This window comes from Anaerotignum sp. (assembly GCF_030625865.1).
In the GTDB taxonomy this organism is placed as follows: domain Bacteria; phylum Bacillota; class Clostridia; order Lachnospirales; family Anaerotignaceae; genus Chakrabartyella.
The window spans coordinates 33,498-48,040 of sequence record NZ_DAOUQB010000008.1; the positions used below are offsets into that span (position 1 = coordinate 33,498).

Genomic DNA, 14,543 nt, shown 5'->3' on the forward strand with positions numbered 1-14,543 from the left:
AACATTCAAACTTAGCTTTCACCTTAATTATTCCATCAGATCTCAGCGTATAACCCCTTTATCTTTCTCCCGTTTCCTCTGCAAAGCACTCCTTTACCTTTTCATAAACCTGATACAATGCATCACTTGCAGGGCAATCCACTTTTGCTAAGCTATGTCCTTCATTGATGGCAACCGATGCCTGCTTATCATAGGGAATACGTCCCAAAAAAGGGATTCCCTCCTGCAAGCACAGCTTTTCAATTTTCTCTGTATTCTCAACGCAAGTGTCAAATTTATTTACGCAAACTGCAGACCTTGTCTGAAATATTGCGGCAGTTTTTAAAATACGTTCCATATCACTGATTCCCGAAAGAGAGGGCTCAGCCACAATCAAAACCATGTCTACTCCGCTTATGGAAGCAATGACAGGGCATCCAATTCCAGGAGATCCATCAATAATTGCAAACTTTGCAGTGTCAACAGCTTTTTCTAACTGATTTTTCACTTCCGTTACCAGCTTGCCTGAGGTTCCCCTTCCCATTTTTAGCTTTGCAGTGGAAAATACACGGTCTTCATGATAGAGCATTAATTCCCCCGCAATATCTTCCTCCATAGTCACAGCTCCCCCAGGGCAAGTATACATACAAACGCCACATCCTTCACAGGCATAGGGGTTTACGGAAAACTTCGTGCCTTCCTTTATAATAGCATCAAAACGACAATTTTCATAGCAAATTCCACAACCCTTACACTTTTCAGGGTGAATAACTGCCTTTTCAGAACCATAATAATCCATTCTTATAGGCTCGCTTTTTATACCCCCAACAAGATGTAAATTCGGCGCATCTACGTCACAATCGGCAAAAGCCTGGGCTTTTGAAAAATCTATGAAGGCAGCGGCCGTTGTGGTTTTTCCTGTACCGCCCTTGCCACTTAAAATCAGCAGCTTTTTCATTTTTCCACCTCCATTTTAATTGTATCCAAAAGCGTGGAAAATAATTTTTTTGTTTCTTCATCCTCTTCACAAGCAACCCCCGCCTTGGCTCCAATTTGTGCCAATTTTTCCTTATAAGGAATTCGACAAAGCACAGGAATCTTGTTTTCTTTACAAAAGCTTTCTAACTGAGCATATGCATGATCTTCTTTATTTATCACAACACCGCAAGGCTTTTGCAAGAGTGATACCAACTCGTACACCATCTTAAAATTATGCAGCCCGAAAGCAGTTGGTTCCACCACGAGAATACAGTAATCCACCGATTGCACGCTTTCCATTACTGTACAAGCACTTCCCGGGGGACAATCAATTACCATTATCCCTCCACTCAATGTTTTTGTTTCTAACGCCTTATGAATAACAGGAACCCCGCTGGCCTCACCAATGTTTAAAATTCCCGTTACGACCTCAACCGACCCACGATTACCTCTTTCCACAACGCCAATGGGACGTTTTACCTCATAAATTGCCTGGGTAGGACAGACACGGGAACAAGCGCCACAAGAATGGCAAACTTCAGGAAAAACGAAAGGCTTATTTTTGATAAAACTTAAGGCGTTAAATCTGCATAACTCCACACATTCACGGCAACCTACACATTTTTCCTCAAGAACATGGGGCAACAGCGTAAAAATTTCTTCTGCTTTAATATTTTTTGGTTTTAAAAATAGCCGGCCATTGGGCTCCTCCACATCACAGTCTATATAAGCTGCATTTTTTGCTGTAACAGCAAGGTTTACCGAAACGAAGGTTTTTCCGGTTCCGCCTTTTCCGCTTAAAACCGCAATTTTCATACTTTTCCGTGAAAGCCCGCATGAAAATGAGTCATCAGTGCAAGCTCTCCCTTCTCAAAAGCTTCCATATTTTCTTTTGCAGTTACCTTCGTTGTTTTGTAAATTTTGATTTCTGCTGCTTTGAAAACCTCTGCCGCATTTTCACCACACCGAACGGTAAGCAACGCCTGAGCATTTTCATCAACAAGTGCCTGAGCCGCTTTGATTCCTGCACCGCCTTGAGCCGCTGCTGCTGGATTTTCCATAAAATTTGTTTCCCTGCTTTCCGTATCATAGAACAAAAAATAAGGCGCTCTGCCAAAAGACACACAAACCTCCCCATCTACACGACTTTCATTCATGGGAATAGCAATTTTCATAAATAAAAAACTCCTTTCGTCTGAATTCGTTCCAAATTAAACTATAAATTGGCATAATACATGCTTTGGAATTTCCAACTAAATTTCCAAACCCACAAAATAAGATGCTATCCTTCTCCTATAAATTAAACAAGTGATAAGCAAAACTTTTTTTCGTCATATGCCATTTATCCTATTGTACGGCAGTTAATGTCATATGTCAATAATAGTTTTTTAATTCTTCGTGTTTTTATCATAAACAGCAATTTTTCTTTCTATTCTACCCAACAATGCTATTTCAAAACTTTGCAAATCAACTTTATTATCTTCATACAATTGCCTTTTTATAGGGAGAGAACAAATGCATAATTTAATTGAAATTCTTTATGTTCCAAAAAAATGCAGTTTATTAACAAAATTATGATATTGTAATAAATTGACATGTTCAGAATTTATTCAGTCTGCTATACTTTTCGCTTTAGATGAAATTAGGAGATATGGAAATAAATCATAACAAAAAAGATGCAAGGGTTCCCATAATAAAGTTAGCTATAGAAATTTTGAGCGACGTCTCAGATATAGACAAAATAACGGTACGGCAAATTGCGGAACGAACAAAAGTAGAAGTTGGTTTCATAAACTATCCCTTTGTTTCAAAGGACACTTTATTAAGTATCGCAGTTGGAACTGTTCTTGCTGAAACCACAACCGCTTGTTATCGGTAAAGTATCTAAAATGATTAACTGAATTGTCTTTTCGGTATCTGCTTTTATCATTTTAAAAATTTATTCTCATAATTTTATTCGTTTCGATCATGCATGGACAGTTCCAAACAATGCCAAAAAACCAGCAGATGACAGACTAAAAGATTATATAAAAGATTGGACGATTTCATACAGATTCCATACTGTTAAATTAAAATTATCTACACATTAACAATGAAGGAGGTTCCTAATATTGGCAAAACTATTAATAGTTGAAGATGATAAAAAAACCAATGAAGCGGTTTGCGAATATCTGCGCTCGGCAAAGCATGAAGCAATTCCTGCCTATGACGGACAACAAGCCCTTACCGTCTTGGGTCATACGCAGTTTGATTTGGTTGTTTTGGATATTATGCTTCCGAAGATTACAGGCATTTCAGTATTACATAAAATCAGACAAAGCAAAAATATACCTGTACTTATGTTGACCGCCGTTGAAGATGAATATACACAAATCATAAGTTTCGACGAGCAGGCGGACGATTATATGACAAAGCCCTTCTCAATGGTTTTACTTGGCAAACGGATTACTGCACTTCTGCGCCGAGCAGGGAAAAGTCCATCCCCGTCCGTAGTTAGCTTTGGCAACGTTATAGTGGATTTCGCCGGATACACAGCAAATGATCAAAACGGAAAAATTGATATTACCCCAAAAGAGATAGAATTACTCCGACTCCTTGTGAAGCATAGCGGGCTGGTGCTGACGAGGGCGCAAATACTTGATGATTTGTGGGGTTATGACTACCCCATCATTGATAGGACAATTGACACCTACATCAAGAATATTCGCAAGAAACTTCGGTTGGACTGCATCGTAACGGTCAAAGGGGTAGGTTATAAATACGAGGTAAAAAAATGAAACGATTAAAAATTTTCCCAAAAACCTTTGCCTATACTTTGGTGCTAATGTTATTTATCGTGATTGTTGCCCATGCTCTGCTTTTTATTCTCGCTCCCAAAATGGCAATGGAGACTGCACCAATTAACAACATGACATCTTACATTATAATTAGTACTGTTATAGACCCTACACAATTTGTAACCCAAACGGTGCAACGTGCGTTGCCTATTTCTCTTATCTGCTGCATTTTGCTTTCTATCGGCTGCTCTCTGCTTTTTTCCAGAGATACAACCATACCCATTCGGCAGATTTCCAAGGTAACAAAACGCATGGCACAGATGGATAAATCGGCGGCCTGTATGGTACATTCTCAGGATGAAATAGGGATCTTGGCAAATAATATTAATTGCTTATACCAAAATCTCCTATCCACCATTGAAAATCTCGAGATCGAAAAACAACGGGTAAGCGAAAGTGAGCAGTCAAAAGTTAATTTTCTAAGAGCAGCTTCGCATGAACTGAAAACGCCTGTAACAGCCCTTAACGCTACACTTGAGAACATGATACTCGGTGTCGGCAAATATAAGGATTATGAAACCTATTTGCCGGAGTGTAAAGAAATGGTTGAGCAGATTTCAGATATGATACATGAAATTATTGAATCTTCAAAAGCTGGCTTGTCCGTGGAAAATGAACCCACCACAGAAATAAATATATCAGAATTGTTGCTGCCTTTGTGTGAACCTTATCAGTTAATCACAAAGGCGCATGGGATAGTATTTCATGTTGAACTATCGGAGAATTTCACTACCATCCTTCCCTCAAAGCTATTCTGTAAAGCTGTATCGAATGTGCTTGCAAATGCTGTTTCTTATACTGAACGAGGGAAAATGGTAGCAGTATATTTAGACAATCACAGAATTATCATTGAAAACGAATGTATCCCTATTCCGGAAAAAGACCTCAAACACCTTTTTGAACCTTTTTATCGCCCCGACTTTGCACGTGACCGGGATAACGGCGGCAATGGACTTGGATTATACATTGTGGATACACTGTTACATGCTATGAACATCCCATATACCTTCTGTCCCATGCAGAAACCGTATGGAATGCGTTTCACCATTGAGCTTTGAACAACGCTAAGTAAGCACTCCGAGAAATCGGAGTGCTTTTTTATGTGATTCCATCTACGTTTCATATACGCTCCATATGCAGACGTTATCCTGTTACTATGTTCAACAAAACAAATTAACGAACTGGAGGTAACGATTATGAACTTTGTAAAACGAGCGATGCTATATGTCACCCGAAAACGTGGGAAAAGCATCCTGCTTCTTGTCATCCTGCTGATCATGTCATCTTTTGTTTTAACGGGGCTTGCGATTGGAAAGGCATCGGAAAACACACAGGAGGATTTGCGGAAAGCCCTTGGCGGTGAATTTCAAGTAAACGTCAGCTATTCAGAAGATAACCCTTATTTCAAAACAGAGCCAGTAGACGACGGCATAATTATGTATTCAGAAATGCCCATTACCCAGAAGGTCATTTCCTCAATTATGAATGTTCCGGGGATTGAAAGCAATGATGCAACATCCGAACTTTTGCTTTCTGTCGATGATGTTGATTTTATTCCCGGTAATATTCCCATTGAAAATGCATTCAAAAGCATGGCAAACACAATGATTGTCGGGAATTCCCAAAATAATAGCTATTTCACTTCCGGACAAATAAAACTTATTGAAGGCAAACACATCGGTGGCACAGACAGTCACGTTGCAATCATCAGCAAAGAATTAGCCATACGGAACGGTCTTTCTATTGGAAATACACTGACTTTGCAATCTGATAATTCTGTTGACGTGAAAATTATCGGCTTGTTTGAAATGAAAAGCGACGATAGTATACTTGCGCAGGTAACATCTTATGACAAGCTGAAAAACAAAATCTTTTTTGACCTCAATACCCTGCAACAACTGTCTCCCGATAGAACAGCTGGCTTTGATACAGTGACATTCAAAGCCACAGATCCTGCTGAGCTGGAAAGGATTATGGAACAGGTCAAAAACCTCTCTGATATAGATTGGAAAGCGTTTTCTCTCAGCGCAGACAATCAAACATATATGCAAGCTGCCGCCCCACTGGAAAAACTGAATGGCTTGGTGGTAACAATGTTGATTGTAACTGTTGTTGTAAGTGCCATTATCCTGTCGCTTATTTTGACTATGTGGGCTAAAAACCGTATCCATGAAACAGGGGTGCTCCTGGCTGTAGGAATCGGAAAAGCATCTATACTGGGACAATATTTTGTTGAAGTGCTTCTGATCGCAGTATTAGCTTTTGGATTTTCATTTTTTACAAGTAATATCATTGCCAACGATGTCTGCAATGGCCTGTTACAAAAGAATACACAAAACACCGTCCAGAATGAAATTTCTTCGGATGATAATAAAGTGACGGCAGCAGTTCCTGAAGGTGCAGGCGGTACTGATGCTCTAGCGCAAACGCCGAAGGCGGAAAGCATCCATGTATCAGTTGACATCGACAGCCTGATTCAGCTTTGTTTCATTGGCTTTGCCGTTATTATTCTCTCGGTTGGTATTTCCGGTGCAACAATTATGCGCTTGAAGCCACGAGAAATCTTATCAAAAATGAGCTAAGAAAGGTGATATTGAAATGGCTATTTTAGAAATGAAAGGTGTTTCTTACACCTACGATAAAAAAACAAAAATATTGAGTGATGTAACAGCAGAACTGGAAATAGGTAAGTTGTACGCTATACTTGGTCCTTCGGGTTCCGGCAAAACTACATTGCTTTCATTACTTGGCGGTCTTGATGTTCCTACAAGGGGAGAAGTCCTTTTTGACGGGGAAGATATTGGCAAGCGGGGACTAGCCTATCATCGGCGCAATCATGTAGCTCTGATATTTCAGAACTATAACCTTATTGACTACATGACACCCGTTGAAAATACCAAGCTTACTGCACGACAAGACGCAGCACCGATTTTGGAGCGGCTGGGCTTGACAACAGCAGAAATCAAGCGCAATATTTTGAAGCTATCCGGAGGTCAACAGCAAAGGGTTGCCATTGCCCGTGCGCTGGCTTCCGACGCGGCAATCATACTAGCCGATGAACCTACAGGAAATCTGGATGAAGATACGGCGGCTGAAATCACCACACTCCTTAAGGAAAGCGCCCATCAACTTCAAAAATGTGTGGTTGTAGTAACCCACTCTAACAATGTTGCACGGCAGGCAGATGTTATCTTGAAATTGAAACACAAAAACATACAAATAACTGAGCAAACCTGACTTACTGTGTACCTTCACTTCTAAATCAAATTTAGTATCGCCGACCAAATAAAAAACCGTGATTTAGTAGGAATTCTCCATACCTCAATTTTCTAAAGCAACCCTCTAAAGCCGTAATTTTGGTGGGTTGCTTTATCTTTTTGTAGAAAAGACAGACTAAATTATTACTGAATCGCCTTTTCGGTATCTGTTTTTACCGTTAAACGTATGTATTTAAGTGAATCAGATAGTTTTCCAGTTTACACTCAATCTGATATTTCACATCGGAATCTGTGTTTTGATAGAGCGTCCTTATCTGGTTTCATAATCCCTAAAGAAATCTGTTCTCCTGCATGAGGTAAAATACGCGTTTGGAAAATAGCAAAGACATAATCCGTTTGCACCTTTCCCCTCTTTTATCAAGACTGTCTCCCCAGCGGGCTATGTGAGAACCATGAGGAAACGGCGGTCATTCATTGAATATCCGAGGAAACAGCATTGACAATTGTAGTCATCTTTCACTGCATCTGAAAATTGCGCTTGCCCTCTTCGTTAAAGTACCGTTTTATATATTGCTGAAGTCATGACATGTGATACAGCCGTTGCACCAGTACTCAGTATCAATTGATCTGAAATAACTTTCGGAATACCCCCATTGGAGAATGGAACAGCCCACTATATCATGCTAAACTATGTGTAAAGCCAAGCCTATTTGCAAAGGTTCGGCTTTTTGCGTCTGCAGTCTTTTTCAGGATTTACTTGTAAGGCGAATTTACAAGTATCCATATCATGCTGTTGAAGAGGAGGTGGTTATATAAGAAAAAAATTAGAGACAGGCAAAATTACTTACTGGAAGAAGTCTGCACAAACCGAAAGTAAGCGGCAGCAAAAGAAAGAGCGCATTCAGCAGGCTTTTTCCAATGCAGCAAGTGTGGAGGTTATCCCGGCTACGGAATCAAATTTGACAGATGATAACACCATACTGCGTGTTGCCGCCTACTGCCGTGTCAGCACCTATGAAGAAGCTCAGGCCGGGAGTTTTGAACTACAGGTGCAGCATTACAAGGAGGTGATTGAACAAAACCCGAAATGGGAGTTGGCTGGAATCTATGCGGATGAAGGCGTTTCTGCAACTTCTATGCACAGACGTATGCAGTTTCTGCGCATGATTGAAGATTGCCGTTCCGGGAAAATAGACTTCATTATTACCAAGGGCGTAAACCGTTTTGCACGTAACACACGAGATTGTCTTGATGTAGTCAGGCTGCTCAAAATGTTAAGTCCACCTGTGGGTGTCCTATTTGAAACTGAAAACCTCAATACCCTTGAAAGTAAAAACGAATTTACTCTGGGGGTTATGAGTTTGGTAGCTCAAGGTGAGAGCGAGCAGAAAAGTGCTGCAATCACATGGTCTATTATCGAACGTTTTAAAAAAGGTATTCCCATTATTTCTACGCACAATCTTCTCGGTTTTGACAAAGATTCTTTTGGACAGGTTGTGATCGTTGAAGAAGAAGCAAATATTATACGCTATATTTATGACAACTATATGGATGGATCTAATGCTCGTGAAATTGCGCAGTCTCTTACAGATGCCCGCATTCCTACTGTGCTGGGAAACCCCGTGTGGAAAAGCAGTACCATTCTTCGTATTTTAAAAAATGAGAAGTACTGCGGTGATGTTTTGATGCAAAAAACATTTACCGTAGATTGTTTTACCCACAAAAAGATGAGGAACACAGGTCAGAGGCCTCAATATCTTTTAAAGGGTGGTATTCCAGCCATCATACCGAAAGACAGATGGCTGGCAGTACAAAATCTTCTAAAATCCCGTCGTTTTTCAAAAAAGCTGAATGCGAAACCAGATATCGGTATATTTGTCAGACGAGTGAAAACTGGCGCTTTGCAAGGATTTGTTTATATTAATCCAAGCTGGAACAAAAAAGAAGTTGCTCAGGTGCTTGAAAAATTATTACATGAAAGGAATTGATAAAATGTTTGATCAAATGAATTTTGAAGATTTTTGTTTCGAGGTTATTGATGTTTCCGTAACTGGCACTCCCGATGTACATATCACGCAAAATGGCATCACATTTACCCTCAAGTGCATTGAAGATATGGGTTATCCTCAGTACATAACCCCCATGATTGATGTCAAAAATAAGGCATTTGCTATCAAGGCCTGCAAAGCGGACAATGAACATTCTATACGTTTTTCTAAGCCAAAGGGCGAGCAAAAGAAGGCCATTGCCACATCTTTCAGTGCTATCCGTAGAATGATACGTGGTGTCATGGGTGAACAATGGCAACAGAAAAACCGTTATCACATTACGGGAATTTGGTATGCAGAGGCTAAAGCTATGGTGTTTAATTTGAACGCCGCTAAGGAATTGCCTCCATTTTTAAAACCGGGATCTGCCCCGGCAAAAAAATAAACAACCGAATTTGATTGAGAATGGCGGTAAATATCTTCCAGTACCAGCTGATTCATAGTAACCCAACCAATGGCATGTGAAATACAGCGTTCTTTTCCATAGTTCTTGTAAACCCAGCAAGAAAAGCCGATATACTTTCCTTACGGCTTGCTGTACGAAGCGTTCAGGGAAGAACCACCGTCGGAGCATTTCACCAATCCAGCAAACATCTGAACCTCTCCGCTGCTGTTTTCTCTTGCGCCTACTTTTCATAATCTGATCACCGTATCCCACGCTTCCTGCGAGATACTCAGCTCATGGGTGTTGTCTCCCACTATCCAGTTCTAATCTGGAACATCCACGATTCTCTCTCTTATCAAAGAAATCCCTCTGTGTGGCGGCGCTCCAACACCGCTTTGCCAAGATATACCGGATTATTGATGATGGAGCATATGGAAGTAGCATGCCAATCAGAGGGTTTTCGCCAGTATTCGCTCTGGAAATAGTCCTGTTTATTCTGATTAAAATAGGCCTGCGGGTTGAGAATTCGCCTCTCCCGCAGGATTTTTGTTATACGGACATAGCCTACCCCCTCGGCGAATTCTCCATCATTCTCTGGACTAAGGCCGCAGTAGATCACTGTGTTTGTTTGTGCCATAGTCGCACCTCCTTTAGCACGACAGGATCTCATCAATCTTCATTGATCGCTATACCATTATCCACTAAAGATTCGGACGGAATCTCGACCTCTTTGGATGCTTCACAAGAGTGAAGATAAGGTTTCCAACCTTATCAAAACAGTAATTTCTCCTTTAAAAAAGCTGATGCGATGGTCTGCTTGCTAGGATAGCATCCGTTTTTCTTGTTTCTGCATTTGCAGAAATAGCAGTACACAAAAAATGCAATTGGTGACAATCAAAATCAAAAATCTGATTTTGTACGGCAAAAAAATTCCCTCATTTCATATTTACGAACACACTCCTTTCCAACAAAAGAGAAGTCAGAAAAATGCCTCTCATTTCCAGTAAGGAAAAAATAAGGGGGTTGAGCAGGTTTGTGCACCAGCAGCAACATAAGTATAAGACTTGACAATCAAGTTTGAGTCTGATATATTGTTAGTAAACACTGTAATCTTATTTTGATGGAGTTCATTATGCCACGTAATAAAACAGATACACATAAAAAAATTGTAACAAGCGCAAAAAAAGAATTCTTGGAGCAAGGTTTTGAGAAAGCATCTATGCGAAAAATTGCGGCTCAGGCTGGGATTACAGCAGGAGGATTATACAAGCATTTCCCCACAAAGGAAGCGATGTTTGAGGCACTGGTTGAGCCAACTTTAAAAGAATATTTTAGGCGCGATATAGCGTTAACAAATATTGCTATCCAGCAGATTGCAAATCGAAATTTCGATTTGTTTCGGATGGCTTCCGATAATAGCAACCGTGAAGTGCTGGACTATATTTATCATCACTTTGATGAATTTCAGCTGATGTTTAATCGTTCTTCTGGTACAAAGTATGAAACAATCCGGCACGATTTAGTAATGTTAGAAGTAAGCGGTGCAAAACGTTTGATCGAAGCATTACAACAACAAGGAATTCCCATTCAGAAATTTAATGATGAACAGCTTCACATTTTATACAGTACAGCACTGACCCCGCTGTTTGAGATTATCACGCACAGTTATCCTTATGAAAAAGCGCTTACGTTCATAGATTTAATGGCTGATGCGATGAATTTCGGCTGGGAAAAAATTATGAATCCACAAAAACTGAATCATCTTTTATTTTAAAAATCGGGCAGAAACCCGATTTTCTCTGTTTTATTAGTTAGTTAACACTAACTAAAATTGTTTACTTACTGCTTCCACCTAGTTTTATGCGGCTGCATCAGAACTATTGGAAAATATATTTTCAAGGAGAAATTAACATGGAAGAAAAAAGTTTAAAGGTAAAAGATTTGGTAAACATAGGTGTGTTTTCAGCTATCTACATGATCCTTTCATTCATCTTCATGGTACCATCCATGGCCTCACCGATTATTTGGCTCTTATGGCCTGCAATATGCGGTGTGGTATGCGGATCAATTTATATGTTACTGGTGGCGAAGGTACCCAAAAAGGGAACCGCTCTTTTGGTTGCACTGATTAATGGTATTATCTATTTTGCCATTGGGGAATGCACATGGACGATTATTTTATCCTTTGCAATTGCCGGTATTGTCGCTGAAATTGCGCGCGGAGCATTAGGATATCAAACCACAAAGAGTGCTTTGGTATCTTGCGGAATCCTTGCTTCCGGATTTATGGGTTCTCCGCTTCCTATGTGGCTGTTTCAAAATAGTTATGTTGATTCCATCATCAAAATGGGTATGGATCCTACTTACGTCGCCAATATGCAAAAGATGATTTCAGTCGGTTCCCTGTTTGGATTTATTGCAGTTGCTTTTGTAGGTGGATTGATTGGAGGCTTTATTGGCAAAGTTCTCTTCAAAAAGCATTTCGAAAAGGCAGGCATTATTTAATGGGCGCAATTCCAAAAGGGGTTATCTCTTTAGACCCACGAACAAAAATGCTCTTGCTTATTGCTGTCAGCAGCTTTATTTTTACCAACACCAGTTATCTGGCAGAAGCTTCGATTTTGGTAGTACTGATGCTGATAGCGGTTGGGCTTGGCATCCCAAAAACTGCGCTGAAAGGGATAATCATTTACATAACGTTAAGCGCCGTTAAGTATGGGTTGTTGCCAATTCTCCCAAATATGATTGCCGCCAATTTTAACATTGTAGCTGTTACATTCCGCAAGCTCCTTCCCTGCTTTTTAGCGGGGGAAATTTTGGTACAAACGACTTCCATTCGTTTGTTGATGTTTACGCTACAAAAACTGCACATTCCCCAAACTTTAATTATCCCGCTGACAATTACCGTTCGTTATTTTCCGGCACTTTCTGAAGAGCGGCAGGCTATTTCCAATGCAATGAAAATGAGAGATGTAAAAGGAATTGCAAAAAAACTGGAATACATATATGTGCCCCTCATGATCACTGCATCGAATACTGCCGATGAATTAAGTCAGGCAATCACAGCACGTGGAATTGATAACCCAGTTCCCAAAACCTGTGCCATAGATATTCGTCTGAGAAGCCTTGATATTTTTATGATAGTGGCTTCTATCAGTCTTCTTGGCTGGACAATTACAAAAATGTTCCTATAAGGGGGGATGACAATGATTCAAATAGATGATGTATCATTTGCATATAAACAACAAAAAAAAGAACAGCTTTCTCATATTACCCTTGCCATACAGCCCGGAGAATTTATCTTGCTCTGCGGAAAGAGCGGATGCGGAAAAACAACGATGACAAAGCTGATCAACGGATTAATTCCTCATTTCGCAGAAGGTAAGTACAACGGCAAGGTGCTTCTTTCTCAGCAGGATACTCGTAATTTGAAAACCTATCAGATTGCAGAACGCGTAGGTTCCATCTTTCAAAATCCCAAAACACAGTTTTTTAATCTGGATACGGACAGTGAACTGGCTTTTGGTTTAGAGAATATGGGGACTGATCCGGTCAAAATCAGAACAAGAGTTAGCAAAGTGGTACAGGAGCTTGAAATTGAAGGGTTACTAAACAGAGGAGTGTTCGAGCTTTCCGGCGGAGAAAAACAATCTTTGGCAGTTGCTTCGGTTTATGCAGCCGATCCGCAGATTTATGTTTTCGATGAACCCTCTGCAAATATTGATGAACAGGGAATTGAGCGTATTCGTCAGATCCTTTTCAAGCTGAAGAAACGGGGAAAGACCATTCTCATAGCAGAGCACAGATTATACTATCTAATGGATCTGCTGGATCAAGCCGTATATTTGAAGGACGGTAATATTGAGTTTGTTTATTCAAATAAGGAATTTAAAAATATCTCAGATACCCAAAGGCGTGAATTGGGACTCAGAACATTTTATCCCATTGATATGGCTGTTTGGCAAAACAAGAAGCCAAAGCCCTCAGAGGCTCTTCTTACGATTGCAAACCTTACCTGTTGTTATAGAAACGAACCGGTTGTACACCGGGCAACATTTTCTGCAGCTAAGGGAGATGTTATTGCTGTTACCGGGACAAATGGAACCGGAAAATCCACCTTTATGCGCTGTTTATGCGGACTAATAAAAGAATCGGGCGGAACCGTTACTTATCAAAATAAGACTTATAACCATAAGCAACGCCGCAGTCTATGCTATATGATTATGCAGGATGTGGTACATCAGCTTTTTGCAGAAAGTGTAAAGCAGGAATTTCAGCTTCTCAATCATACCGTACCTGATGATAAAATAACAGAAATATTGACGGAGCTTGACTTAAAACCGTTGATGGACAAGCATCCCATGACCCTTTCGGGAGGTCAGATGCAAAGATTAGCAATAGCAGTTGCCTTCCTATCGGATCGGGACATTATTGTGTTTGATGAACCAACCAGCGGATTGGATTATACGAATATGCTGGTGGTAAGCCGAATGGTGAAAAAGCTGGCTGAAAACAAAATTGTTTTTATCATAACACATGATAAAGAATTGGTTCAGGAATCGTGCTCAAGAATCCTCCGACTTGCAGATGGAGAAATAACCGAGGTCAATTAAAAACAGTCTTCGCATTTAAAAAAGCGGCTAACAAGATTAGTCGTTTTTTTTCGGAGATGTTGTCGTGAAACAGAAAGAAAACCCCCGGTGGAAAGTGCTTTTCAGCTTTGCATCTGAATGTACAGGAAAACTGAGTGTATCTGTATTTTGTGCAGTTCTCAGTGCAACAGGATGCCTTGCACCCTACTTGGGAGTTTATCAAATTATAAAACGGTTCATTGAAAAAAATGTCGATTGGCACGCTGTACTTATATAAAATGGTTTTTGTATTACCAAATATCTGATAAGAATCGTAAGCTATAGAATCGCAACATCACTTTCTCATACAGCTGCCTGCACTATTTTAGAAAGTATCCGCAAAACACTGCGATTGTCGGCCCATCTGGTAGCAGGAAAAGTAAATTTGCAGCTTACTGACCAAATTTTACCACCTCCAAAATGGAGTTTACGAGAGGTTTGCATCCATTCAACAGGCCTCTAAAGGT

17 protein-coding genes are annotated in these 14,543 nt (G+C 40.2%); 12 read left to right on the plus strand and 5 right to left on the minus strand.

Annotated elements, in window-relative coordinates:
• Positions 1-58: 58 nt before the first annotated feature.
• The 3 genes from P9Q65_RS03755 to P9Q65_RS03765 are packed head-to-tail and all read right to left on the minus strand — an operon-like array spanning position 59 to position 2,132.
• Positions 59-937, minus strand: coding sequence for an ATP-binding protein (locus P9Q65_RS03755; protein ID WP_304507933.1), 879 nt, complete (start codon positions 935-937; stop codon positions 59-61).
• The gene (locus P9Q65_RS03760; protein WP_304507934.1) at positions 934-1,773 is read right to left on the minus strand and encodes an ATP-binding protein; all 840 of its coding nucleotides are present in this window, start codon (positions 1,771-1,773) and stop codon (positions 934-936) included. The genes P9Q65_RS03755 and P9Q65_RS03760 overlap by 4 nt, the downstream gene beginning before the upstream one ends.
• Positions 1,770-2,132 carry a NifB/NifX family molybdenum-iron cluster-binding protein gene (locus tag P9Q65_RS03765; protein WP_304507936.1) on the minus strand — a complete coding sequence of 121 codons (363 nt, stop codon included), beginning with the start codon at positions 2,130-2,132 and terminating at the stop codon, positions 1,770-1,772. Before P9Q65_RS03765 ends, P9Q65_RS03760 begins: the two co-directional genes overlap by 4 nt.
• Before the next feature lie 476 nt (positions 2,133-2,608).
• Here P9Q65_RS03765 and P9Q65_RS03770 point away from each other — a divergent pair, with 476 nt between their 5' ends.
• From P9Q65_RS03770 to P9Q65_RS03800, 7 genes are all read left to right on the plus strand, one after another.
• A complete protein-coding gene (locus tag P9Q65_RS03770) occupies positions 2,609-2,836 on the plus strand; it encodes a TetR family transcriptional regulator (RefSeq protein WP_304507937.1) in 228 nt (75 codons plus the stop codon).
• Positions 2,837-3,068: 232 nt separating this feature from the next.
• Positions 3,069-3,734, plus strand: a complete 666-nt coding sequence (locus tag P9Q65_RS03775) for a response regulator transcription factor (protein ID WP_304507938.1) — start codon at positions 3,069-3,071, stop codon at positions 3,732-3,734.
• Positions 3,731-4,852, plus strand: coding sequence for a sensor histidine kinase (locus P9Q65_RS03780; RefSeq protein WP_304507940.1), 1,122 nt, complete (start codon positions 3,731-3,733; stop codon positions 4,850-4,852). Before P9Q65_RS03775 ends, P9Q65_RS03780 begins: the two co-directional genes overlap by 4 nt.
• A 138-nt stretch (positions 4,853-4,990) precedes the next feature.
• Positions 4,991-6,376, plus strand: coding sequence for an ABC transporter permease (locus P9Q65_RS03785; protein WP_304507942.1), 1,386 nt, complete (start codon positions 4,991-4,993; stop codon positions 6,374-6,376).
• 16 nt (positions 6,377-6,392) lie between these two features.
• Positions 6,393-7,031: an ATP-binding cassette domain-containing protein gene (locus P9Q65_RS03790; protein WP_304507944.1), complete on the plus strand. Its 639-nt coding sequence runs from the start codon at positions 6,393-6,395 to the stop codon at positions 7,029-7,031.
• Between the two features lie 910 nt (positions 7,032-7,941).
• A complete protein-coding gene (locus tag P9Q65_RS03795; protein WP_304507946.1) occupies positions 7,942-9,000 on the plus strand; it encodes a recombinase family protein in 1,059 nt (352 codons plus the stop codon).
• A 4-nt stretch (positions 9,001-9,004) separates the two neighbouring features.
• The gene (locus P9Q65_RS03800; RefSeq protein WP_304507947.1) at positions 9,005-9,445 is read left to right on the plus strand and encodes a hypothetical protein; all 441 of its coding nucleotides are present in this window, start codon (positions 9,005-9,007) and stop codon (positions 9,443-9,445) included.
• A gap of 355 nt (positions 9,446-9,800) precedes the next feature.
• On the opposite strand, the gene P9Q65_RS03805 is transcribed toward P9Q65_RS03800, so the two are convergent.
• Together P9Q65_RS03805 and P9Q65_RS13380 are read right to left on the minus strand one after the other, a co-directional pair.
• Positions 9,801-10,082, minus strand: coding sequence for a recombinase family protein (locus P9Q65_RS03805; RefSeq protein WP_304507948.1), 282 nt, complete (start codon positions 10,080-10,082; stop codon positions 9,801-9,803).
• 134 nt (positions 10,083-10,216) lie between these two features.
• Complete coding sequence (locus tag P9Q65_RS13380; RefSeq protein WP_442870833.1) at positions 10,217-10,339, minus strand: helix-turn-helix domain-containing protein; 123 nt, start codon at positions 10,337-10,339, stop codon at positions 10,217-10,219.
• A 238-nt stretch (positions 10,340-10,577) separates the two neighbouring features.
• On the opposite strand from P9Q65_RS13380, the gene P9Q65_RS03810 reads away from it, so the two are divergent.
• From P9Q65_RS03810 to P9Q65_RS03830, 5 genes are all read left to right on the plus strand, one after another.
• On the plus strand, positions 10,578-11,219 hold the full coding sequence (locus P9Q65_RS03810) for a TetR/AcrR family transcriptional regulator (protein WP_304507950.1): 642 nt from the start codon (positions 10,578-10,580) through the stop codon (positions 11,217-11,219).
• Between the two features lie 137 nt (positions 11,220-11,356).
• A complete protein-coding gene (locus P9Q65_RS03815; RefSeq protein ID WP_304507951.1) occupies positions 11,357-11,950 on the plus strand; it encodes an MptD family putative ECF transporter S component in 594 nt (197 codons plus the stop codon).
• The gene (locus P9Q65_RS03820) at positions 11,950-12,639 is read left to right on the plus strand and encodes an energy-coupling factor transporter transmembrane component T (protein ID WP_304507953.1); all 690 of its coding nucleotides are present in this window, start codon (positions 11,950-11,952) and stop codon (positions 12,637-12,639) included. The genes P9Q65_RS03815 and P9Q65_RS03820 overlap by 1 nt, the downstream gene beginning before the upstream one ends.
• 12 nt (positions 12,640-12,651) lie before the next feature.
• Positions 12,652-14,058, plus strand: coding sequence for an ABC transporter ATP-binding protein (locus P9Q65_RS03825; RefSeq protein ID WP_304507954.1), 1,407 nt, complete (start codon positions 12,652-12,654; stop codon positions 14,056-14,058).
• 64 nt (positions 14,059-14,122) lie between these two features.
• On the plus strand, positions 14,123-14,314 hold the full coding sequence (locus P9Q65_RS03830; protein WP_304507955.1) for a hypothetical protein: 192 nt from the start codon (positions 14,123-14,125) through the stop codon (positions 14,312-14,314).
• Positions 14,315-14,543 lie beyond the last annotated feature (229 nt).

What these genes read in the sequence shown, in the direction of transcription:
- P9Q65_RS03815 (WP_304507951.1), top strand. Translation starts at nt 11,357, where the DNA reads ATGGAAGAAAAAAGTTTAAAGGTAAAAGATTTGGTAAACATAGGTGTG.
- P9Q65_RS03820 (WP_304507953.1), top strand. Translation starts at nt 11,950, where the DNA reads ATGGGCGCAATTCCAAAAGGGGTTATCTCTTTAGACCCACGAACAAAA.
- P9Q65_RS03805 (WP_304507948.1), bottom strand. Translation starts at nt 10,082, where the DNA reads ATGGCACAAACAAACACAGTGATCTACTGCGGCCTTAGTCCAGAGAAT.
- P9Q65_RS03785 (WP_304507942.1), top strand. Translation starts at nt 4,991, where the DNA reads ATGAACTTTGTAAAACGAGCGATGCTATATGTCACCCGAAAACGTGGG.
- P9Q65_RS03765 (WP_304507936.1), bottom strand. Translation starts at nt 2,132, where the DNA reads ATGAAAATTGCTATTCCCATGAATGAAAGTCGTGTAGATGGGGAGGTT.
- P9Q65_RS03780 (WP_304507940.1), top strand. Translation starts at nt 3,731, where the DNA reads ATGAAACGATTAAAAATTTTCCCAAAAACCTTTGCCTATACTTTGGTG.
- P9Q65_RS03800 (WP_304507947.1), top strand. Translation starts at nt 9,005, where the DNA reads ATGTTTGATCAAATGAATTTTGAAGATTTTTGTTTCGAGGTTATTGAT.
- P9Q65_RS03770 (WP_304507937.1), top strand. Translation starts at nt 2,609, where the DNA reads ATGGAAATAAATCATAACAAAAAAGATGCAAGGGTTCCCATAATAAAG.
- P9Q65_RS03760 (WP_304507934.1), bottom strand. Translation starts at nt 1,773, where the DNA reads ATGAAAATTGCGGTTTTAAGCGGAAAAGGCGGAACCGGAAAAACCTTC.
- P9Q65_RS03755 (WP_304507933.1), bottom strand. Translation starts at nt 937, where the DNA reads ATGAAAAAGCTGCTGATTTTAAGTGGCAAGGGCGGTACAGGAAAAACC.
- P9Q65_RS03790 (WP_304507944.1), top strand. Translation starts at nt 6,393, where the DNA reads ATGGCTATTTTAGAAATGAAAGGTGTTTCTTACACCTACGATAAAAAA.
- P9Q65_RS03825 (WP_304507954.1), top strand. Translation starts at nt 12,652, where the DNA reads ATGATTCAAATAGATGATGTATCATTTGCATATAAACAACAAAAAAAA.
- P9Q65_RS03810 (WP_304507950.1), top strand. Translation starts at nt 10,578, where the DNA reads ATGCCACGTAATAAAACAGATACACATAAAAAAATTGTAACAAGCGCA.